This window comes from Microvirga flocculans ATCC BAA-817 (assembly GCF_000518665.1).
Classification (GTDB): domain Bacteria; phylum Pseudomonadota; class Alphaproteobacteria; order Rhizobiales; family Beijerinckiaceae; genus Microvirga; species Microvirga flocculans.
The window spans coordinates 91,417-113,144 of record NZ_JAEA01000008.1 but is presented as its reverse complement, the minus strand read 5'-3'; the positions used below and the strand labels follow the sequence as shown (position 1 = coordinate 113,144).

Here is a 21,728-nt window from a genome sequence, read left to right as displayed (position 1 = left end):
TGCGCATATCCTTTCCTTGAACAGTGAGCGAGGCCATGGCGCGCCACACCTATTTCTGCATTGACGGGCATACCTGCGGAAACCCCGTCCGCGTCGTTGCGGGCGGCAGCATTCCCCAGCTGAAGGGGGAGACGATGTTCGACCGCCGCCAGCATTTCCTGGCGGAATACGACTGGATCCGCACGGGCCTGATGTTCGAGCCGCGCGGCCACGACATGATGTCCGGCTCGATCCTGTATCCGCCGACGCGGTCCGATTGCGACGTCGGCATCCTGTTCATCGAGACCTCGGGATGCCTGCCCATGTGCGGGCACGGCACCATCGGCACGGTCACGATCGCTATCGAGAACGGGCTCATCCATCCCAAGATCCCGGGCCTGCTGCGGCTCGATACGCCCGCCGGCGTCGTCGAAGCGCGATACGAGCAGAACGGGCCGTTCGTCGAGCGCGTGCGCATCACCAATATCCCGTCCTTCCTGTATGGAACGGGTTATGAGGTCGAGGTGGAGGGTCTGGGGCCCATCACCGTCGATGTCGCCTATGGCGGCAACTTCTATGCGATTGTCGGACCGCAGGAACGCTATTCCGATCTTGCCGACGTGAACCCGTCCGACATCCTGCGCTGGAGTCCGAAACTTCGCGAGGCCTTCAACGCACGCTACCAGATCGCCCATCCCGAGAACCCGGCCATCAACCGACTGACGCATGTTCTCTGGACCGGTCGCGCCCAGACCGAGGGAGGATCGGCGCGCAACGCCGTGTTCTACGGCGACAAGGCCATCGACCGGTCGCCCTGCGGAACGGGCACCTCCGCCCGCATGGCGCATCTCGCGGCCCAGGATCGCCTGAAGGAAGGCGAGGCGTTCGTGCATGAGAGCATCATCGGATCGACCTTCGTGGGGCGGATCGAAGGGCGCACCAAGGTCGGCGACCGGGATGCGATCATTCCGTCCATCGAAGGATGGGCGAGGGTGACCGGATTCAATACGATCTTCATCGACGACCGTGATCCCTTCGCCCAAGGCTTCCAGGTGGTCGACTAGGCTGCGTCCGCATAAGGCGGAGCCGCCTTTCTTTCAGCGGGATAAATCAATGCGGATCACGATCATCGGGGCCGGTATCGTGGGGCTTGCCACGGCTCACACGCTGCTCGACAGGGGGCACGACATCGTGCTCGTCGATCCGGGAGGCAAGCCGGGACGCCCCAGCGACGGCAATGCGGGTTGGATCGCGCATACGGACATCATGCCCTTGGCGTCGCCGAAAGCGTGGCGCAATCTGCCGCGATGGCTGATGGATCCGCTCGGTCCCCTGACCATCCGGCCGACCTATCTGCCCTCTCTCGCGCCGTGGCTCGCGCGCTTCCTGCTGGCGTCCTCGCCCGGGCGGATCAAGGCCAGCATCGCAGCCATCCGCTCCATCAATGCGGAGGCCTTGCCGTCCTGGAAAAACCTTCTCGCGTCGCTGAACCTGGAGGGTCACCTGAGGGAGCGCGGAATTCTCTCGGTCTGGAGGCATCGCAGCGCCTTTCTCGGATCGGAGAGCACCCTGGCGCGTCAACGCAGCTTCGGCATCGACGTCGAGGTTCTGAGCCCCGAGGACATTGCACGGCTGGAGCCTGCTCTGCGCAACGTCGAGGCGGCGGTTCTTTATCCCGAGGCGTGCAACGTGTCCGATCCTGCCGTGCTGGCCGCCGATATCCTGCGGCTTGCCGTCGAACGCGGCGCCCGTCATGTCGCGGCTCATGCGGTGAGCGTCGAGCCGAAGGACGGTGCCGTTCACATCGAGACGGACGGCGCTGGGGAACGGATTGAATCCGACCGGCTCGTGATTGCCGCCGGGGCATGGTCGCGCACGCTCGCAGCCCAGCTCGGCGACAGGATACCGCTGGATACGGAGCGGGGTTACAACGCCACTTATCCCAAGGGGACATTCGGCCTCAACCGGCCGATCATGTTCGAGGGCGAGGGATTCGTGACGACGCCGCTCGACACCGGAGACCGGGTGGGGGGCGCGGTGGAGTTCGCGGGGCTTGAGGCCAGCCCCAATCACAGGCGGACGGACGCGATGGTCCGGCGCCTCTCCCGTTTCCTGCCTCACCTGAATCCGGACATGGCGGCCAGGCAATGGATGGGCTTTCGCCCCTCGATCCCGGATTCGCTGCCTGTCATCGGGCCGGCGGGACGGGACAGCCGCATCGTCTATGCCTTCGGGCACGGCCATTACGGTCTCACTCAGGCCGCCGTTACGGCGCGGATGGTGGCGGGACTGATCGACAACGGCACCAGCCCCGTCGATGTGAAGCCGTTCTCGGCGCAGCGCTTCTGACGGGGAGCGGACACCTCCATCGCGTCATGAAAACCGCGACGCACGACATTGTGAGTGTCGGTGCGGGGAGACATTTGGTTTTGTCCGGACGAAACGCCTTTTCGCGGCAGGCATACCGATGACCCAATCATCCTTCGCAGAGAGCGACGATCTCCTGAGAAGCCTCGATCGTCCGTCTCGGGCGCTCGTTGTCGGCGCGTCGGGCGGCATCGGATCGGCTTTCACACAGCTTCTGGCGCTACAGGGATTCGAGAGCGTTCACGCGCTCTCCCGTAGAATGGGCACGGGCGAGGGGCCCGGTGTCCGACCGGGACGGATCGATATCGAGCATGAGTCCAGCATCGCCGCGGCGGCACAAAGTCTGGCCGAAGGCGCTCCCGTGCGCCTGATCGTCGTTGCAACAGGATTGCTGCACGATTCGGATTTTCAGCCCGAGAAGACCTATCGCAGCCTCGACCCGGAGAAACTCGCCAGGAGCTTCCGCGTGAACGCCATCGGCCCCGCGCTGGTCGCCAAGCACATGCTGCCCCTTCTCCCGAAAAACGGCAAAAGTGTCTTTGCCGTCGTCTCGGCCCGCGTCGGCAGCATCGAGGACAACCGCCTCGGCGGCTGGTACGGCTATCGCGCTTCAAAAGCCGCACTGAACCAATTCATGCGAACGCTGTCGATCGAGCTTCGTCGCCAGAAGCCCGATGCAATCTGCGTGGCTCTTCATCCCGGAACCGTCGATACCGCCCTCAGCGAGCCATTTCAGGCAGGCGTCGAGGAAGGAAAGCTTTTTGCGCCGCATGACGCCGCACAGCGGCTGCTCGCGGTCATCGAAGGCCTGACTTCCGCCGATACGGGGCAGTTTTTTGCCTGGGACGGGCGGACAATTCCGTTTTGAGGGTTTCGGCAAAGGGTGGGACTGCACTCTCTTTAATGCTGTAACCCTAAGGGCCACGGCGCAAAGAGGTTCGGCCGTCGCCAGAGAACGAAGTGATCCTGTTTCGCAAGATCGAGGCTCGTGTCTTTTTCAAGGAGTGCGATCTGGGCCTCTACGGCCTTGAGTTCCCGCTCAAGTTTGGCGATGCGCCGAGGCTCAGAACCGTTCGACTTCTTTTTCCTGTTTCTCATTCAGCACCTTATGGTCCGAAGTGCAGCCGCCCTTTCCTCTGAAAACGGAGGCGGGACGACTTACGGATGGCCATGGTTGTGCCCCCCTCAAGTCGATTCATTCTGTTGTTGATGTGAATCATACCTGTTCGGCTTCGTTAGTCTGTCAGGAAGCCGACAGAAGGACATGATTTGTTAACGGCCGTTAATCTGTCGGAGCCATGGGCGCGTGGAGATGGAACGGCCCCTTCGGATCCGACGCCTCTGATCTTCGTCGTAAAAGCGAGAGATATTTTCCCAGCCTGGGCCTTCGACTCTTACCGGGATGCTCCATTTAAGAACCGAGGGGACCTGCCGATGGCAAGAAATGCAGGGAGATCCGGCTGCCGTGCCGCCGGGCTCGACCGAGAATGCCATAGCGGGTGCCCTGGTGATGGGGCAGGGGCCACAGAATTCCGGAGGGCAAATTGGCCAGGCGCATCCTCCTTGCTGCTGTCGCAGTCATCGTTTTGGCGGCGGGGGCATATTTCTTCGTCTTTCGCTCACATGAGGCGTCCTCTCCGTCACGGACGACTTCGGCGCCCGCTCAGCCGCCGCCCCAGGTCGGGATCATTGTGGTTCAGCCCGCGGAAGTGCCGCTGCCGGTGGAATATGCGGGCCGTGTCGCCGGCTACAGGGATATCGAAGTGCGGCCGCGCGTCGGAGGCCTCCTGCTCAAGCGGGACTATGAGGAGGGCGCGCGCGTCGAGCAGGACCAGCTTCTCTTCCAGATCGATCCGGAGCCTTATGAGGTTGCGCTGAACCGGGCCGAGGCTCAACAGCAGCAAGCTCAGGCCGCGCTCAAGCAGGCCGAGGAGAATTTCGCGCGGATCGAGCCGCTGGCCCGCCGCGGCGTTTCAACGGAGGCGCAGCTTCAGGACGCCATCTCCCAGCGCGATCAGGGCCGGGCCGGTGTCCAGGCCGCCGAGGCCGAGGTTCGGAACGCGAAGCTGAATCTGAGCTATACCAGGGTCACGGCCCCGGCCGGCGGCATCACTTCGCTCGTGTCCCCGCCCGAGGGAGCGCTTATCCAGGCGCAGCAGACTCTGCTGACGACCATTTCCCAGATCGATCCGGCCTATGTGAACTTTTCCTTTTCGGACGAAGAGGGGCAGGCTTTCCGCGAGCTCAACGAAAAGAGGGCTAAACCGATCTCGGAAAAGGAGCTGGGCGTGGAGCTGCATTTCGGGCGGCAGACCGTCTATCCTCAGCTCGGCAAGATCGATACGGCCGCTCAACGGGTCGATCCGCAGACGGGCACCATCCAGGCGCGGGCGATCTTTCCGAACCCCGACGGCGTGCTGCTGCCCGGTCAGTTCGTCCGTGTCCGCCTCCTGGGTGTGACTTATCCGAACGCCATCGTCGTTCCGCAACAGGCCGTGAGCCAGGGACCTCAGGGGCCGTCGGTCTATGTCCTGGGCGCCAATGACATCGCGCAGATCCGCCCGATCAGGTTGGGCGTCGAGATTCCGACCGGATGGATCGTGCGGGAGGGGCTTAAAGGAGGAGACAGGGTGATCGTCGACGGCGTGATCCGCGTCCGTCCCGGCCAGGCCGTGCGGCCGGTTCCAATGAAGGCCGAGACGCAAGCAGCCCGGAAGGATGCCGCGTCGAATGAGCCTATGCCGGGAGCGCGGCCATGATGTCGAAGTTCTTCATCGATCGCCCGATCTTCGCCTCTGTGCTCTCCATCGTCATCGTCCTCACCGGCCTCATCGCCATGCGCGTGCTGCCGGTTGCCCAATATCCCGAGATCGTGCCGCCGCAGGTCGTGGTGTCCGCGACCTATCCGGGCGCAAGCGCCGAGACCATCGCCGAGACCGTTGCCGCCCCCCTCGAACAGCAGGTCAACGGCGTCGAGAACATGATCTACATGCAATCGACCTCGACCGGGTCGGGCACCATGAGCCTGTCGGTCTATTTCCAGATCGGCACCGATCCGGACCAGGCGACGATCAACGTCAACAACCGGGTCCAGCGCGCCAATGCGGTTCTGCCCGAGGAGGTTCGCCGCCAGGGTGTTACCGTCAACAAGCGCTCGTCGTCGATCCTCCAGATCGTGACCCTCTCCTCGCCGGAGAGACGGTACGACCCGATCTATATCTCCAATTATGCCCTCGTGAACATCATCGATGAGCTGCGCCGCATCCCCGGCGTCGGCGATGCATCGTTCTTCGGCGCATCGGATTATTCCATGCGCATCTGGCTGCGGCCCGACAAGGTGGCGGAGGTCAACCTTACCCCCGGCGATATCGCCGCCGCCATCCGGGAGCAGAACGCCCAATTTGCCGCCGGGCGCTTCGGTGAGGAACCGATGACGGGGCGTCAGCCCTTTACCTATTCCGTGACCACGCAAGGGCGTTTTGCCGATCCGCGCGAGTTCGAGCAGATCATCCTGCGTTCGGACGAAAACGGTGGGGCCTTGCGGCTCAAGGACGTTGCCCGCGTGGAGCTCGGCTCGCTGAACTATTCGACCGTGGCGACGCTGAACGGAGCACCGACCGTTCCCATCGGCGTCTATCTGCAGCCCGGCGCCAATGCCTTGAACGTATCCAATGCGGTCAAGGCCACGATGGACCGGCTCGCACAGCGCTTCCCCGATGGGTTGCGCTATGACGTGCCCTACAACACGACCCGTTTCATCGAGGTGTCGGTCGAGGAAGTGGTGCACACCTTCATCGAGGCCATCGTCCTCGTGGTTCTTGTCGTTTTCCTCTTCCTGCAGAACTGGCGGGCGACGCTGATCCCGATCCTGGCCGTGCCGGTATCCATCATCGGGACGTTTGCGGGCATGTATGCGCTCGGCTTCTCCATCAACCTCCTGACCCTGTTCGGACTGATCCTCGCGATCGGCATCGTGGTCGACGACGCGATCATTGTTCTGGAGAACGTGGAGCGCATCATGTCGACCGAGGGAAAGAGCCCCCGGGAGGCGGCAATTCAGGCCATGGAGGAGGTGAGCGGGCCGGTTGTGGCCGTCGTCCTTGTGCTCTGCGCCGTGTTCGTTCCCGTGTCTTTTCTGGGAGGTCTGGCAGGCGAACTCTACCGGCAGTTCGCCGTCACCATCGCCGTATCCGTGGTGATCTCGGGCATCGTCGCTCTTACGCTGACGCCAGCCCTGTGCGCGCTGCTGCTAAAGGAAACCCACGCGGAGCCCTGGGCGCCTTTTCGCGTGTTCAACAACGGTTTCGATTGGGTCACAAGGCGCTTTACGGCGGGCACCGCCTTCTTCCTGCGCCATGCGGCCATCGCTCTCCTCCTGATCGGGATCATGCTCGGAGCGGCCTGGACCCTGTTCCAGCGCGTGCCGGGCGGGCTCGTGCCGGCGGAAGATCTCGGCAATCTTTTCGTCGTGACGGCCCTGCCTCCTGCTGCCTCCCTGGACCGCACCGTCGACATCACGACCCAGGTCACGCAAGGGGTCATGCAGAACCCGGCCGTAGCCGATGTGGTGACTCTGGCGGGATATGATTTTCTCTCGGGCGCGCAGAAAACCAATGCCGGCATTTCCTTCGTCACCCTGAAGGACTGGTCGGAACGCACCGATCCTCGGCTCGATGCGCGCAACCTCGCTCCCTCCTTCGCGGCCTTGAATGCCAATTTCCGGGATGGCGTGGTGATCGGCTTCAATCCACCGCCCATCATGGGGTTGAGCACCACCGGCGGCTTCGAGTTCTACCTTCAGGATCGTTCAGGAGGCAGTCTCGACAGTCTGGCCCAGGCGGCTCAGCAGGTGATCCAGGCCGCGGCCAAGCGTCCGGAACTGGCCGGCGTGTCAACCACCTTCAACACGAACGTGCCGCAATACCGGATGGATGTGGACCGGGACAAGGCGAAGGCGCTCGGCGTGCCCATTTCCGCCATCTTCGACACGATGCAGAGCACCTTCGGCAGTTTCTATGTCAACGACTTCAGCCTTTATGGACGCACCTATCGGGTGAGCCTGTCTTCCGAGCCCGAGTTCCGGCAGTCGCCCAACGATCTGCAGCATGTCTTCGTGCGCTCGAACAAAGGCACCATGGTTCCGCTCAGCGTACTCGTCACGCCCGTCCGCATCGTGGGACCGGACGTGGTCGACCGGTTCAATGTGTTTCCCGCCGCCAAGATCCAGGGAAATCCCGCCCCTGGATACTCGTCCGGCCAAGCCATCGCCGCCATGGAACAGATCGTGGCGGAAAATCTTTCCTCCGACTATTCCATCGGCTGGACGGGTTCGGCCTATCAGGAGCTGCAATCGGCAGGGACCGGATCGCAGGGCTTCATTCTCGGCCTCGTGATGGTCTTCCTGATCCTCGCAGCACAATACGAACGCTGGTCGCTGCCGCTTGCGGTCATCACCGCCGTGCCTTTCGCCGTCTTCGGGGCGATCTTGGCCATCTGGCTGCGCGGCATCGAGAACGACATCTACTTCCAGGTCGGCCTCGTGACGCTCATCGGCCTGTCGGCCAAGAATGCCATTCTGATCGTCGAGTTCGCCTCGGAGCGTTACAGGGCAGGGGAGAGCGCCTTCGATGCCGCCATGGATGCCGCGCGGCTGCGGTTCCGCCCCATCGTGATGACATCGCTGGCCTTCATCCTCGGCGTGGTGCCCTTGGCCATCTCGACGGGGGCAGGGTCTGCGAGCCGTCATTCCGTCGGTACGGGGGTCATCGGCGGCATGCTCGCTGCGACCTTCCTCGCCATCCTGTTCGTCCCGCTGTTCTTCCGCCTGGTGACGCGGGAACGGAAGCGGGCCGACCGGGCAGGGGCACCGGTCGTGCCTGAAGCCGCATCGGCCAAAGACGCCTGGGAATAAGCGAGCGGCCTCGCCCTTGGCCGTACGGGCCGGGCGAGGCTTTCCTTTAAGCGCTCAAATCTATGGGAGTGCAGGCGACACTCTCTTGAAACGATATAATTTATCCCTGTAGGATGCCCTCATAGGATCTTTGTCATTGGCCGGCTCGGTAACCAAAGGAGCCATGGCATCGAGCAAGGGGGGACACCATGGCGTTTACGGTACTTCGCAGCGGGCCTGAGCAGCAGGTCAATCTTATCACTAAGGACAACCAGTCTCATCCGACGATCGCAGCCGTTCAGGGGGGCTGGGTGGTAACCTGGACTGGGCGGGATGCCGACGGCGCGGGCATCTACATGCAGCGGTACGACATGGACGGCAATCCGCTGCTTCAGACTGGCGGCGTCGTCGCAGACCGCCTCGTCAATACCAGAACGGCCAACGAACAACTGTATTCTTCCGTCGTCGGTCTCGACAATGGCGGTTGGGTTGTCAGCTGGATCGAGAAAGTATCCGGGACGTCCAGCGCCACCGTGTATCAGCAGCGCTACGATGCCAATGGGGTGGCCCAAGGCGCCCAGGTGGCGATCAACGGCTCTTTACCGGTTCAGGATGCGAAGCACCTCGCCATGACGGCCCTTCCCAACGGAGAGTGGCTCGTCACGTGGCAGGCGTTCGACGGGAGCAATTTCGGCGTCTTTCAGCAGCGGTTCAATGCTTCAGGCGTTCCGCAACTCGGAACGGACGGGCAGCGCATCAACATCAAGACTGACGGGCATCAGCGGTTCGCTGACATCGTGGCGCTCAAGGACGATCCGCTCAATCCGAGCGATGGCGGTTGGGTTGTCGTCTGGGTCGACGGGGATACCTTCGACGCATCCGCCAATATCTATATGCAGCGCTATAGCGCTGCAGGCGTACCCTTATCGGCTTCGGACATGCCAGTTGCAACGCAAAACGGGAAGCAGACCTTTCCAAAGGTTTCGGCTCTTCCCGATGGTGGATGGATCGTGGTCTGGCAAGGAATCGGCGCAGACGGGACGGATGACATCTTCCTGCAGCGATACAGCGCCACGGGAACCGCAGATCAACCCATCGTCGTCAATACGGCCTCGAATGCGACGGAAGAAGAACCGAACATCGCGATCCATTCAGACGGAAGCTTCGCGGTTACATGGATGTCGGGCGGCGATATTCGCCAGCGCTATTTCGGAATCGACGGTAATCCGCTCGGCTCCGAGATGGTGGTGCCCGAAGGCCTCGGCAGCCTATTGGATCGTTATGCCGAGCCCGTTTTTCTTCCTGACGGTCGCTGGGTCATTGCTTGGCAGACGCAGGATCAGGATGAATATCCTGGTGCAGGCATTTCGCAGCGCATCTTTTCACCCATCACCGTTCAAACTCTCACCCCCGACCTTGAGTTTGCGACGGGAACGGCCTTTGACGAAACGCTGCAGGTTGCGGCGAATGGGCTTTCCGACGGAGACGTCCTCGATGCCGCGGGAGGCATCGACACTCTGGAGATGATCGCGCCCGGCACGCTCGACCTCTACAATCCATGGAGACTCATCAATTTCGAGATCGTCCGCGGCTCCGATGGGGATGACAGAATTCTGACGAGTGCTGGACGTCTAATGCAGTTCTCGACCATCGATGGAGGAGGAGGCGATGACCGACTCGAGTTCTTCGACGGCGACAACTACGATCTTCGCGGCAAGACGTTCAGGAATATCGAGCAGATCGTCCTGTCGGATTTCATCGACTACACGGTTACCGTCGATGATGCTGCCACCGCGCTTCTCATCCATGGCGGCCCGGGCTTCGATACGATCAGCATGCTCAGCGGGACCTTCTCCCTGGAAGAGCGAATCCAGCTGTTCGGCCAGGGGATCGAACGGATTCAGGACCAGACCGGGTTCGACACGAATGACCGGCCTGAAATCGCCAATCTCAATGGCGACTATGTGAAGGCGCTGCTTGGTGGATCGGTTCGGCTCGACGCCGATGCGAACGCCGTCGTCACGGAGGATCTCGGGCGCTTCAAGTCGCTCAAGGTCGCGGTCGCGAACCGGGTTGCGGGAGAGGACCGGCTCTCGATCGTCACCGGTGACGGAGTGACCCTTTCCAACGGCACGGAAGTTGGAAGCCGCGTCTTCGTGACAGGGCCGGGAGGCGCGTCGATCGAGATCGGCACCATTACGGAGAACGGCCGCGGCAAGGACGGTCTGGTGATCGAGTTCGGAGCGAACGCGACGCCGGCCCTGGTGCAGACCCTGATCCGCGCTCTCAGCTATGCCAACACGGCAGGCGAGGTCGCGGTCCTCAAGCAGCGCGACATACAGGTGACTCTCACCGATGCCGCGGGAGCCTCCGACTCGTTCAGCGTGGGTATCGACATTGCCGTGCCGACCGGCAGCGCGAGCAACAAGGCGCCTGTGATCGATGGAGCGCCTGCCGGAACGCAGCAGGTTGCGGATACTGGATTGCTTTCACCTTTCGCCACGATGACGGTGGACGATCGCGACACGACGTCGATCACCGTCACGGTCGCCTTCGACGCGACGAAAGGCAAGCTCATTCCCCGGTCTGGCGGCAGCTACGATCCGGAGACAGGCATCTACACGGTCACCGGCTCTTCTCTGCATGTGACACTTGCCCTACGCGCCCTCCAGTTCGATCCCACGGATAGGAACGGGCCCGTGGGCTCTCCAGAGACAACATCCTTCACCGTAAAGGCTTCGGATGGTTCGCTGGACGATGAAAAGGTCGTCACGGTTCATTCCGTCATTACCGATAAGCCGCCGTCACAGCCTCTTCTGTCCAAGGACAAGGTCGATGAGCTTGCCCGCGACGGCTCCGTCGTCGCCTCGATCGATGCGACTGATCCGAACGGGCAGGCAATCTCCTATTCGCTCGTGGGGCCCGATGCGGCCCCCTTCGAGATCGTGGGCAACGAACTGCGGGTGAAGAACGGCGTCGCTCTCGATTACGAGCAGAAGAAATCCTACACCTTCACCTTGCGCGCCACCTCCGGTGGCCTCTTCAACGACAAAGTCGTCACCATTGGCGTGAACGACATCAACCCGGAGAGAACCGGCGGGAGCGCCTTCAAGGATCGCATCGTCGGCGGGGCGGGCAAGGATACCTTAAGCGGAGGGCTCGGCGACGATACGATCTTCGGCGGCCTCGGCAATGACCGCCTCAGCGGCAATGCGGGCCGGGACGTGTTCGTCTTCTCCACGAAGACGAACAAGACGAAGAATGTCGATACGATCACGGATTTCGTGGTGAAGGACGACTCGATTTGGCTCGACAACGCGGTGTTCACGAAGATCGGCAAGGGATTGCCGACCAAGCCCGGCAAGCTCGCAAAGGACATGTTCGTGCTGGGCAAGAAAGCCCAGGATGCGGAAGACCGGATCGTCTACGACAAGGGAACGGGAGCCCTCTACTATGACGCGGACGGCACGGGCCGCGGGGCTCAGGTCAAGATTGCACAGCTGAAGAAGGGCCTTGCCCTCACCGAAAAGGACTTCTTCGTGATCTGAACCGGATCGGAAGCCTGTTCAAGCCCGTCCCGGAGCCATCCGGGGCGGGTTTTCTTTTGGGGCGGCCTGAAAGGGCCTATGAATAAAGGCCGGGCCAACCCCGAAATTCTTGATATTGCAACGTGCCATCGACACATTAGGGCTGTATCCGGCGATGCCCGGTCGATTCCGGAAGGCCATCCGCACGTCTTGCGGGCCTGAACCTCGATTAACAGCGACGGTTGGATGAACGGTCGTGAAGAAGAGGCGGTGCCGTGACGGCTCCGCCCTATGGAATTGTGAATGCCTAGAAAGAAGACCCTTGTCAGCCTCCATCATCTTCCAGGCATCCTGCTTGCAAGCCAGGCTGAATGCGAGCGCTGGATCGAGGCCGGGCTGATCCCGGTGGCTGAGCGGCGGACGTTCCAGAGGCGGGGGCGTCGTGTCGAGGAGCCGATGTTCGACCCGGAAGCCATCGCCCAGCTGGCAGCCGACATTCCTGCGTGGCGCATGCAGGGAGGCGAGGGGCCTGTCGAGCGCTCTCCCCACGTGCGCAGCAAGGATGGCGGCGGTTCTTCCCACCAGCCTCTCGACGATGCCGCGCACCGGAGACGGCAGAGCATGCTCGCGCCTGTGCGCAGGAAGACTGGCCTCTACATCGCCGAGGATATCCGCAGGGTCGAAAGCGGCCGCGGGAAGCCTGAGCGCGTCTTCGCAGGCTACCGGACGGTATTCAGTTGGCCCATGCAGGTCCTGCCGGACGCTACGCCCATCGATATCGCCATCGAGTTCGCCTTTACCGAACCTCTCGAGGTTGCGGCCGTGGTGCTGGCGCCCGCGCGCGTGGAGCGCGCCGAGCTCGCGTCGGCCTCCGATGCTCTGGAAGACAGGCTGACCGAGCTGCGGGATGCTACTCTGGCGGCCTGCGAGCAGGAGCTTGCGAGCTGGCGCGACGAGTTCGAAACCTATCTCGACGCCTTCGACGACGCGGAGGAGCGTCGGGCCATCGTCGGCGGCATCCGCGCGGCCCTCGAAAAGCTCGACCGGATCCATGCCTCCGACAAGGGAGGCCCTCTCGGCGCCGGCCGCAAGCTGCGGCAGAAGCTAGACGAGTACCGCGCGAAAGCCGCGGCCCGGAGGCTGCGTCACCTGCGCGAGGCCCAGATCCGGGAAGCGTCGGGCTATGAGCGCTATGCCGCGATCTTCCCCGTTGCCCGGTCTCTGGATCGGCGCTTCCTCTTCCTGGCCGGGCCGACTAACTCGGGCAAGACCCATGAGGCCCTGAAGCTGGCTGGAGAAGCGAAGACCGCTGAAATGCTCTCGCCCCTGCGTCTCCTGGCGCTCGAGCATTACGAGCGCATGAGCGAGCAGGGGCTTGCCGCAGGCATGGTCACGGGTGAGGAGCGTGTGCTGCCGGAAGGCGCGACGCATATTGCACGCACCATCGAGACTCTCGACCTGCATCGCGTCGTGGACGTCTGCGTCATCGACGAGGTGCAGATGCTGGACGATCCGAACCGCGGCTGGGCCTGGACGCAGGCCGTGGTCGGAGCGCCAGGCAAGCTCGTCGTCCTGACCGGTGCGCCGGAGGCGATCCCGCTCGTGGAGCATCTGCTGGCCATGACCGGAGAGCCGCTTGAGGTGAAGATCCTCAAGCGCAAGGGCAAGCTCCGCGTGGAGGGCGCTGCGGCCCATCTCAACAAGCTGACGCGCGGCGATGCCGTCGTGGCCTTCACACGCAGGGACGTGCACGAACTGCGCACGCGCCTGGTGCAGGCCGGTCGCACCGTTGCAACGGTCTACGGCGCGCTCGGTCCCGAGGTCCGCAGGGCGGAGGCCGCACGTTTCCGCAAAGGCGAGGCTGAAATCCTCGTCGCGACGGATGCCATCGGCATGGGGTTGAATATCGGTCCGCTGCGGAGGGTCGTGTTCTCGACATTGCGCAAGTTCGACGGCGTGCGCGAGCGCCAGCTCACTGCCATGGAGATCAAGCAGATCGCGGGCCGGGCAGGGCGCTTCGGTCATCATGACGAGGGGCTCGTCACGGCACTGCCGGAGGCGGGAACCTATGCGCAAGTCGAGAGCGTGATCCGAAACGCGCTGAACGGGGACGCCGCGAAGCTGCGGGGCAAGGCTTATGTCCGCCCGAACCAGGAGACTGTGCTGTCGGCTTGCGACGTGCTCCAGACCGATCGGCTCGGCCGCGTTCTCAGGCACCTGAACGATACGCTGGTCGCCGGCCATCCTGATCTGCGCATGGCCGATATGGAGGAGATGATCGAGCTGGCGGCGCTTCTCGATACGGTGGACATGCCGGTTCTGGACCGCTTGTCCTATTCCATGGCGCCCGTCGACGGGCGTGAAAGGCTAGCCGTCGAACTGCTGCTCGACTGGGCCCGCCAGCATGCCGTGAACGGACGCGTCAACCCGCCGAATTTCGGAGTCAACGCGGATCTCGTGAAGCTGGAAGCCAGGGTCAAGATCGCGACCACATGGCTCTGGCTTGCCCAGCGCTATCCCAATGTCTTCGAGGATGTGGAAACGGTCGTGGACTTGCGGGCCAGCCTCAATGCGAACATCGAGGAAAAGCTCGTCGCGACCTCCGTCTCCCACCGCCGCAAGCCCGATGAGAAGACGCGGCATGGCCGCAGCGAGAAGCATCAACGGCAGCAAAAGAGCCGCCGCCGTTTCGGCGCGGATGCGGGCGAGACGGAGCCTCACCGCGTGAGGCGTTAGGCCGCCAGCTCCTGCTCGACGAGCGTGGCCCAGAAAGCGACGCCCGTCCGGATCGCCTCGTCGTTGAAATCGTAGGCCGTATTGTGATGAAGCGCGCCGTCCACGGCGGGGCCGTTGCCGAGCCAGACATAGGCCCCGGGTACGGCATTGCCGAAGAAGGCGAAGTCGTCGCCTGCCGTGGACGGCTCGAAATCCGTGATCACCTTGTCCCCGCAGACGGCACGTGCAGCTTTCAAGGCGCGCGCCGTCGCATCCGCGTGGTTGATGACGGGCGGAATGCGGCGGTGAAATTCATAAAGCACGTCGATGCCGAACATCGTTGCGACGCCGTTCGCCAGCCGCCCGATCTCGACCTCGAGCTGGTCGCGCACCTCGGCGGAATAGGCGCGCGCGGTGCCGCCGATCTCCACGATATCGGGAATGACGTTGAGCGCCCGCGGGTCGCCCGCCTGCACGGAGCATGCGCTCACCACCGCGGGTTGCAGGGGATTGACAACACGTCCCACGATCGCCTGCAACGCGCTCAGGAAGTGGCCGCTCGCGGTGATCGGATCCTTGCCCAGATGCGGTTTGGCGCCGTGGGTGCCGACGCCTTTGAAGGTTACGCGCCAGGTGTCGGACGAGGCCAGCTGGGGTCCTGCGGTCACGGCCATCTCGTCGACGGCAAGACCGGGCATGTTGTGAAGGCCATAGACGGCGTCGCAGGGAAACAGCTCGAAGAAGCCGTCCTCGATCATCTTCTTCGCGCCGCCCCGGCCTTCCTCCGCTGGCTGGAAGATGAAATGCACCGTGCCGGAGAAATTGCGGGTCCTGGCAAGATGGCGGGCAGCCCCGAGAAGGAGCGTGGTGTGCCCGTCATGGCCACAGGCATGCATCTTGCCGGGAAATTTCGACTTGTAGGGACGCTCTGCCTGCTCCGGCATGGCAAGGGCATCCATGTCGGCGCGAAGACCGATGGTGCGTATGCCTGTGCCGACCTGCAAGGTGCCGACCACGCCGGTTAATCCCAAACCGCGATGCACGCGTAGGCCGGCTTCCTCCAGAACAGCGGAAACGATGCCGCTCGTCCTATCCTCCTCGAAGCCCAGTTCAGGATGCGCATGAAGGTCCTGGCGAAGGCTGCGCAGGAATGGTAGGTCCGCCTGGATGAGATCCTGATGAGGCATCGTGCTGTCGTCCGAGTTCACCGTCCTGGCTCGCTCGATAGCGCAACGCCGAGCGGGTCATAATCAACCTTCTCGCATCCGATGTATTGAAAAGAGCCATGCAGCCTCATGATTTCTGGCAGGCCATTCATCCGCCGGCGAGCTTCGAGAGCCACCCGGCGGATGGGCATCGCGGGTTCTATCCCGCCGAGTTCGAAGACGGCCGCCAGTTGTGCCTGCCTATCCGGGAACTGGCCGATGGCGAGCATGCCCTGGCCTCCCTCATCATCAATCAGGCGAGCTTTGCCGTGGAAGAGGCGCTCTGCGAAGGTCTCGCCGAGAAGGTTCGCTGCTTCGAGCCAGAAGTGGTGGTCGGGCTTCCGACGCTGGGGCTCACCTTGGCGAGCGGCACAGCCAAAAAGCTGGGCCTCAGCCGCTACGTCCCGCTCGGGACATCGCGCAAGTTCTGGTACCGGGAGGAACTTTCGGTTCCGATGACCTCCATCACCAGTCCGGAGCAGAGCAAGCGCCTCTACATCGATCCGCGCATGCTGCCCCTCATCGAGAACAGGCGCGTCCTGCTCGTGGACGATGTGATCAGCAGCGGAAGGTCGATCTCTGCCGCCTTGAAACTCCTTGCTTCCTGCGGGATCTGCCCCGTCGCCATCGGCGTCGCAATGGTTCAGACGATGGCCTGGAAGGAGAAGCTCGCAGCCCTCGATCCTCGATGGCCCGAACGCGTCGTCGGCGTGCTCAGGACCCCGCGCCTCAGGCGGACGGCGGCCGGTGGCTGGTCGCCGGAATAAGCCCTTCCCGATTTGCAAATATTTTGAGCAAAATAGCTGTAAGGTAGGCACCGCTCATGAACGAGCGGGACTTCCCCATGGCTATGATTGTGTTAATGCGTGAGTGTCCATAGGGCAGATGGCGCCCTCGACAAGATGATCGGACCCTGAAGTCCCTGGCTGTGTAACTAAGAAACCCTGGAGAAACCGAGATGGTAGGGCGTTGGCATAAACCGATTGCGAGCATGGCCTTTGTTCTGGCGGCGCTGTCTGCGGCCCCGGCCATGGCCCAGAACAAGACCCTCACGATCTCCTGGTGGGGCTTCAATGGCGACAAGCTTGAAGAAATCATTCTCAAGCCGTTCCGCGCCCAGTGCGGCTGCGATCTCGTCTTCGAGACGGGCAACAACGCCGACCGTTTGAACAAGATCAAGATCCGCGGCGGCGGCGGTGTGGATGTCGTGTATCTCACCGACAGCTATTCGCAGATCGGCATCCAGGAAGGCCTGTTCCAGCCGGTCGACAGGGCGAAGATCCCGAACATCGACGGCATCTACGACCTCGCGAAAGAGCCGCAGGGTAAGTTCGGCCCGGCCTACACCATCGGCCGCGTCGGGATCATCTATGACAGCGCCAAGGTCACCACGCCGATCACCTCCTGGAACGATCTGTGGCGCGAGGACCTCAAGCGCCGCGTGTCCCTGCCGGGCATCACCACAACCGCCGGCCCGATGACGGTTCTGGTCGCGGCCAGCAAGGCGGGCGTCGATCCTTACAAGGACGAGAAGGCGGCCTTCAAGGCCCTCGAGCAGCTCAAGCCCAATGTGGTCAAGAACTACAACACCGGCTCCGAACTGGTGAACCTGTTCTCCACGGGTGAGGTATTCGTCGCCATGGCTCAGGACTTCACCCTGGCCCAGATCCAGGCAGCCGTTCCGACCGCGCGCTGGGCCGAGCTGAAGGAAGGCGATTACGCCACGCTCAACACGATCAACATCGCCAAGGGCGCGGCCAACCCCGAGCTGGCGCACCAGTTCATCAACTTCGTGCTCGACCCTAAAATTCAGCAGACGCTGGCGCAACGCGGCGTGGACGCTCCCGTCGCCAAGGCCGTGACGCTGACGCCCGAGGAAGCCTCCCGCTGGACCTACGGCGAGAAGATGATCTCCTCGCTCAAGCGCCTCGATTACGAAAAGCTCAACGCGGCCAAGAACGACTGGCTCGATGCCTGGAGCGAGGTCTTCGGGAAGTAATCGGGCCATCATGACAAGACGTTTCTGGCGCCGCAACGGCGCAACCGGGTGGGCGCTGACCGCGCCCGCCACGCTCGCCGTCATCGGCTTCCTGCTCGTGCCGATCGGGGCCGTGATCGCGGGGACTTTCATGGACCCGCGCGGCGTTTTTGCCCCTTATATGTCCTATTTCAACAGCGGCTTCCGGACGACCGTCCTGTTCCGTACGCTTCAGATTGCGGCGCTGACGACGGTCATTTCCCTGATCTTCGGCTTCATGACCGCGTATGTGGTGTTGCGCGCGCCCGGCAAGCTGAAAAGCCTGCTCATCGTGGCCGCCGTATTCCCGCTGCTGACGGGCGTCGTGGTCCGCGCCTTCGCCTGGCTCATCATCCTGGGCCGGAACGGAATCCTGAACCAGACCCTTCTGGCGCTCGGCATCACGAGCGAGCCGCTCGAGATGCTCTACACGCAAGGGGCCGTCATCATCGGCATGGTCTATCTCTTCGTGCCGCTCATGGTGCTCTCCCTGGTCGGGGTGCTGGAGAACATCCCCAAGGATGTGCTGCAGGCTTCCTCGTCGCTCGGGGCGTCTCCACTCGCCACCTTCTGGCAGGTTCTTCTCCCTCTGGCCGTGCCCGGTCTCATCGTCGGCGCAGTGCTCGTCTTCACCGGTAGTTTTACGGCTTATGCCACGCCTCAGCTTCTTGGCGGAGAGCGGCAGACGGTTCTCGCGACGCTGCTTCATCAACGCGCGATGGTGTCTTTCGACTGGGTCGGCGCCTCGACCATCGCGGCCATCATGACGGTGATCACCATCACCATCGTTCTCGCGATGAGCCACATCGCCCGCCGCATCAATCCCATGGCTACATGATGTCCGACAGACCTCATCCCATCCTCATCGGCGTCGCGGCGCTGGTCTATTTCTTCCTCATGGTGCCGCTCGTGATCGTAGTCGGCGCGGCGCTGAGCGATACGACCTATCTCACGTTCCCTCCGCAGGGGCTTTCCCTGCGCTGGTTCGAGAACATCTTTGCGATCAGCGCCTTCCGGCGCACCATCGTCACGAGCCTTCAGATCGCGTTCCTGGGAACCCTCATTGCGCTCCTGATCGGCATTCCGGCGGCCTACGCGCTCAATCGCTTCCGCGTTGAGCTGCCGCGATGGCTCGGAACCCTGTTCGTGCTTCCGATCCTCGTGCCTGAAATCGTCTTCGGCTTCGCGCTCCTGAAGTCGCTGACCGTCGGGGCCGGCGTGCCTGTTTTCGTGGCGCTGCTCATCGGCCACACACTTTTGGTGCTGCCTTATGTGGTGCGGGTGATCAGCGCGAGCCTGGCTTCCTTCGATTTTTCCATCGAGGAAGCGGCGATCAGCCTCGGCAGTGCGCCCGTGAAGACCTTCTTCACCATCGTTCTGCCGAATGTGCGGGCGGGGGTCATCGCGGCGTTCATTCTCGCCTTCATCACGTCGCTCAACGATGTGTCGGTCTCGCTCTTCCTCACCGGCCCCGGGATCAGCACCCTGCCGATCCAGATCCTCGCCCATGTGGAGCAGTTCTTCGATCCGACCGTGGCATCCGTCTCCGTCCTCCTGATGTTCCTTACCGTGGCCGTGATGGCCGTGGTTGAGCGAACCCTCGGTCTCACCTTTCTTGCGAAGTAGCTTTCCGTGACACAGCCTCTCGACATCAATGCCGTCTCCGCCCATTACGGAACGACCAAGGTTCTCGAAGACCTCTCGCTCTCGGTCCAGGCCGGCGAGCTCGTGTCGCTCCTTGGGGCCAGCGGCTGCGGCAAGACCACGACCCTGCGCCTCATCGCGGGCTTCCTGTCGCCGACATCCGGTTCGATCACGCTCGGCGGGCGCGATCTGACGCGCCTTCCGACCCACAAGCGCGATATCGGCCTCGTCTTTCAGAACTATGCGCTGTTCCCGCATCTCACGGTGCTGGAGAATGTCGCATTCGGCCTCAAGCAGCGCGGCATCGCCCCCGCCGAACGGCGCAAGCGCGCCTTGGCGATGCTGGAGCGCGTAGGGCTTGCGGCCCTGGCCGACCGTGCTCCCGGGGCTCTCTCGGGCGGCCAGAAGCAGCGCGTCGCGCTGGCGCGCGCCCTCGTCATCGAGCCGCCGCTCCTGATGTTCGACGAGCCGCTCTCGAACCTCGATGCCAAGCTCCGGGTCGATATGCGCGTCGAGATCCGCCAGCTGCAGCGGGCCAACGGCACCACCTCGGTCTATGTCACGCACGACCAGGAGGAGGCTTTTTCGATTTCCGACCGCGTCGCCATCATGAATGCGGGTCGTCTCATGCAGTTCGACCGGCCCGAGGTGCTCTACCGGCGTCCTGCCAACACCTTCGTGGCGCGCTTCGTCGGGTTCGAGAACATCATCCCATTCAAGGTGACCGCCCGTGAAGGCGATAGGGTGACCGCAGAGACGGCCGGGATGGCGCTCAGGCTGCCGCAATCGGCCTATGGCACTATTCCGGATACGTTCCTGCTCGCGACAAGGCCCGACGGCCTGGTGGTCTCGACCGATCCCGCCGCCGAAGGCCTTCCCGCGACGCTGGGTTTGAGGACCTATCTGGGCCGCGCCTATCAGTACCAGTGCGAAACGCCCGCTGGACATCTCATCGCCAATGGCAGCCTCACCGCTCCCTTGGAGAGCGGCACCGCCGTGAAGCTCGTGCCCGCACCGGAGCAGTGCACGATTCTTGCCGCCGAGGGAGCCCGGTGATGGCTGCCATCCTGATCAGGAACGCCTGCCTGCTTCCCATCGACGAGGCCATGAGCGTCATCGAGAGCGGTTGGATTCATGTCGAAGACGGCACCATCCGGGCGCTCGGGTCTGGCGATCCCCCGCCCGTCGAGGGGGCGGAGATCGTCGACACGGGCGGAGACGTGATCATGCCCGGCATGGTCAATCCTCATGCCCATCTGGCAATGACGCTCTTCCGTGGTCTCGGCGAGGATGTGGACGACCGGCTGTTCCGGTATGTTCTGCCGATGGAGCGCAAGTTCGTGACGCCGGAAATGGTCCGCGTCGGTACGCTCCTCGGCGCTCTCGAATCCATCGAGGCCGGCGTCACCACCATTGCCGACATGTACTATTACGAAACGGAGGTGGGGCGCGCGCTCGATCGGGCGGGCCTTCGCGGCGTGGTCGGCCAGACCCTCGCCACCTTCGATCCGCCGGATCACAAGACCATCGACGAGGGCTTCGCCCTGGTCGAGGAATTGGTTTCCGAATTTTCGGGGCATGACAGAATCGTTCCGTCCATCGCCCCCCATGCGCCTTATTCGACCGATGTGGAGGTCATGGCGCGCATTGCCCGCTGGGCCGATGCGCATCCCGGCATGCCGGTGCAGATCCATCTCGCCGAGATGGACAGTGAAATGGAATGGTGCCGCAAGAACCACGGCCTGCGGCCTGTGGCTGTGGTCGAGAAGGCGGGGCTTCTGCGGCCCGGATTGATCGCGGCCCATTGCCTGCACATCGACCCCTTCGAGATCGAGCGCATGGCGAAAGCGGATGTGCGCGTTGCCCATAATGCGCGGTCGAATGCCAAGGCCGGACGCGGCATCGCGCCTGTCGAAGCCATGCGGGCCGCTGGCATCAAGGTCGGCATCGCCACCGACGGGCCGATGAGCGGCAACACCCTGGACCTGTTCAGCCAGTTCGGTCCCGTCTCCATGTTCCAGAAGCTGCTTGGGCACAGCCGCAAGCCCATGCCGGCGGCCCAGGTGATCCGCATGGCGACGCTGGAAGGCGCCCAGGTCCTGGGCCTCGAGAGCCGCATCGGCTCGCTGGAGCCCGGCAAGCAGGCGGATCTCATCCGCATCGACCTCTCCGCGCCGCGCATGCAGCCGGTCTACGACATCTACGCCACGCTCGTCTTCTCCGCGATGCCCGCAGACGTGCAGGACGTCATGGTCGGCGGACGCTGGATCATGCGGAGCCGCAATGTCGAGAGCTTGGAGCGCAAGAAGATCCTGCGCGACGCGGGGCAGATCGCAGCCGCGTTCAAGGCCGAGATGGCCCGGATCGACGCGGCGGGCTGATCC

General features: G+C 63.1%; 14 protein-coding genes. 13 read left to right on the top strand and 1 reads right to left on the bottom strand.

Translation table 11 applies throughout. From position 1 onward, the window contains the following. The first annotated feature begins 35 nt into the window (after positions 1 to 35). The 7 genes from L879_RS0110230 to L879_RS21145 all read left to right on the top strand — a co-directional run bounded on the left by L879_RS0110230 (position 36) and on the right by L879_RS21145 (position 14,499). Positions 36 to 1,043: a 4-hydroxyproline epimerase gene (locus tag L879_RS0110230; RefSeq protein WP_027316033.1), complete on the top strand. Its 1,008-nt coding sequence runs from the start codon at positions 36 to 38 to the stop codon at positions 1,041 to 1,043. A gap of 49 nt (positions 1,044 to 1,092) precedes the next feature. Beyond that, positions 1,093 to 2,328, top strand: coding sequence for an NAD(P)/FAD-dependent oxidoreductase (locus L879_RS0110225; RefSeq protein WP_027316032.1), 1,236 nt, complete (start codon positions 1,093 to 1,095; stop codon positions 2,326 to 2,328). A 118-nt stretch (positions 2,329 to 2,446) separates the two neighbouring features. After that, a complete protein-coding gene (locus tag L879_RS0110220) occupies positions 2,447 to 3,214 on the top strand; it encodes an SDR family NAD(P)-dependent oxidoreductase (protein WP_051435211.1) in 768 nt (255 codons plus the stop codon). Positions 3,215 to 4,037: 823 nt separating this feature from the next. Beyond that, positions 4,038 to 5,105: an efflux RND transporter periplasmic adaptor subunit gene (locus L879_RS0110210; protein WP_245265209.1), complete on the top strand. Its 1,068-nt coding sequence runs from the start codon at positions 4,038 to 4,040 to the stop codon at positions 5,103 to 5,105. Then, on the top strand, positions 5,105 to 8,257 hold the full coding sequence (locus L879_RS0110205; RefSeq protein ID WP_154664182.1) for an efflux RND transporter permease subunit: 3,153 nt from the start codon (positions 5,105 to 5,107) through the stop codon (positions 8,255 to 8,257). Before L879_RS0110210 ends, L879_RS0110205 begins: the two co-directional genes overlap by 1 nt. Positions 8,258 to 8,445: 188 nt before the next feature. After that, positions 8,446 to 11,784, top strand: a complete 3,339-nt coding sequence (locus L879_RS24245) for a M10 family metallopeptidase C-terminal domain-containing protein (protein ID WP_154664166.1) — start codon at positions 8,446 to 8,448, stop codon at positions 11,782 to 11,784. Positions 11,785 to 12,066: 282 nt separating this feature from the next. Beyond that, positions 12,067 to 14,499 carry a helicase-related protein gene (locus L879_RS21145; protein WP_051435209.1) on the top strand — a complete coding sequence of 811 codons (2,433 nt, stop codon included), beginning with the start codon at positions 12,067 to 12,069 and terminating at the stop codon, positions 14,497 to 14,499. Here the strand turns inward: L879_RS21145 and L879_RS0110190 are convergent. Further along, entirely contained in the window at positions 14,496 to 15,665 is a 1,170-nt protein-coding gene (locus tag L879_RS0110190) for a M20 aminoacylase family protein (RefSeq protein WP_027316027.1), read from the bottom strand. The genes L879_RS21145 and L879_RS0110190 overlap by 4 nt on opposite strands. A 98-nt stretch (positions 15,666 to 15,763) precedes the next feature. On the opposite strand from L879_RS0110190, the gene L879_RS0110185 reads away from it, so the two are divergent. The 6 genes from L879_RS0110185 (at position 15,764) to L879_RS0110160 (ending at position 21,725) form a co-directional block, all read left to right on the top strand. After that, positions 15,764 to 16,450, top strand: coding sequence for a phosphoribosyltransferase (locus L879_RS0110185; protein WP_051435208.1), 687 nt, complete (start codon positions 15,764 to 15,766; stop codon positions 16,448 to 16,450). Between the two features lie 191 nt (positions 16,451 to 16,641). Continuing rightward, entirely contained in the window at positions 16,642 to 17,682 is a 1,041-nt protein-coding gene (locus tag L879_RS0110180; RefSeq protein WP_027316025.1) for an ABC transporter substrate-binding protein, read from the top strand. Between the two features lie 10 nt (positions 17,683 to 17,692). Continuing rightward, positions 17,693 to 18,538 (top strand): ABC transporter permease, encoded by an 846-nt coding sequence (locus L879_RS0110175; RefSeq protein ID WP_051435207.1) that lies wholly within the window; start codon positions 17,693 to 17,695, stop codon positions 18,536 to 18,538. Continuing rightward, positions 18,535 to 19,326 (top strand): ABC transporter permease, encoded by a 792-nt coding sequence (locus tag L879_RS0110170; RefSeq protein ID WP_027316023.1) that lies wholly within the window; start codon positions 18,535 to 18,537, stop codon positions 19,324 to 19,326. Before L879_RS0110175 ends, L879_RS0110170 begins: the two co-directional genes overlap by 4 nt. Positions 19,327 to 19,332: 6 nt before the next feature. After that, positions 19,333 to 20,400 carry an ABC transporter ATP-binding protein gene (locus L879_RS0110165; RefSeq protein ID WP_027316022.1) on the top strand — a complete coding sequence of 356 codons (1,068 nt, stop codon included), beginning with the start codon at positions 19,333 to 19,335 and terminating at the stop codon, positions 20,398 to 20,400. Then, positions 20,400 to 21,725, top strand: a complete 1,326-nt coding sequence (locus L879_RS0110160) for an amidohydrolase family protein (RefSeq protein WP_027316021.1) — start codon at positions 20,400 to 20,402, stop codon at positions 21,723 to 21,725. The genes L879_RS0110165 and L879_RS0110160 overlap by 1 nt, the downstream gene beginning before the upstream one ends. Positions 21,726 to 21,728: the final 3 nt, after the last annotated feature.

What these genes read in the sequence shown, in the direction of transcription:
- L879_RS21145 (WP_051435209.1), top strand. Translation starts at nt 12,067, where the DNA reads ATGCCTAGAAAGAAGACCCTTGTCAGCCTCCATCATCTTCCAGGCATC.
- L879_RS0110185 (WP_051435208.1), top strand. Translation starts at nt 15,764, where the DNA reads ATGCAGCCTCATGATTTCTGGCAGGCCATTCATCCGCCGGCGAGCTTC.
- L879_RS24245 (WP_154664166.1), top strand. Translation starts at nt 8,446, where the DNA reads ATGGCGTTTACGGTACTTCGCAGCGGGCCTGAGCAGCAGGTCAATCTT.
- L879_RS0110160 (WP_027316021.1), top strand. Translation starts at nt 20,400, where the DNA reads ATGGCTGCCATCCTGATCAGGAACGCCTGCCTGCTTCCCATCGACGAG.
- L879_RS0110230 (WP_027316033.1), top strand. Translation starts at nt 36, where the DNA reads ATGGCGCGCCACACCTATTTCTGCATTGACGGGCATACCTGCGGAAAC.
- L879_RS0110180 (WP_027316025.1), top strand. Translation starts at nt 16,642, where the DNA reads ATGGTAGGGCGTTGGCATAAACCGATTGCGAGCATGGCCTTTGTTCTG.
- L879_RS0110175 (WP_051435207.1), top strand. Translation starts at nt 17,693, where the DNA reads ATGACAAGACGTTTCTGGCGCCGCAACGGCGCAACCGGGTGGGCGCTG.
- L879_RS0110225 (WP_027316032.1), top strand. Translation starts at nt 1,093, where the DNA reads ATGCGGATCACGATCATCGGGGCCGGTATCGTGGGGCTTGCCACGGCT.
- L879_RS0110220 (WP_051435211.1), top strand. Translation starts at nt 2,447, where the DNA reads ATGACCCAATCATCCTTCGCAGAGAGCGACGATCTCCTGAGAAGCCTC.
- L879_RS0110205 (WP_154664182.1), top strand. Translation starts at nt 5,105, where the DNA reads ATGTCGAAGTTCTTCATCGATCGCCCGATCTTCGCCTCTGTGCTCTCC.
- L879_RS0110170 (WP_027316023.1), top strand. Translation starts at nt 18,535, where the DNA reads ATGATGTCCGACAGACCTCATCCCATCCTCATCGGCGTCGCGGCGCTG.
- L879_RS0110190 (WP_027316027.1), bottom strand. Translation starts at nt 15,665, where the DNA reads ATGCCTCATCAGGATCTCATCCAGGCGGACCTACCATTCCTGCGCAGC.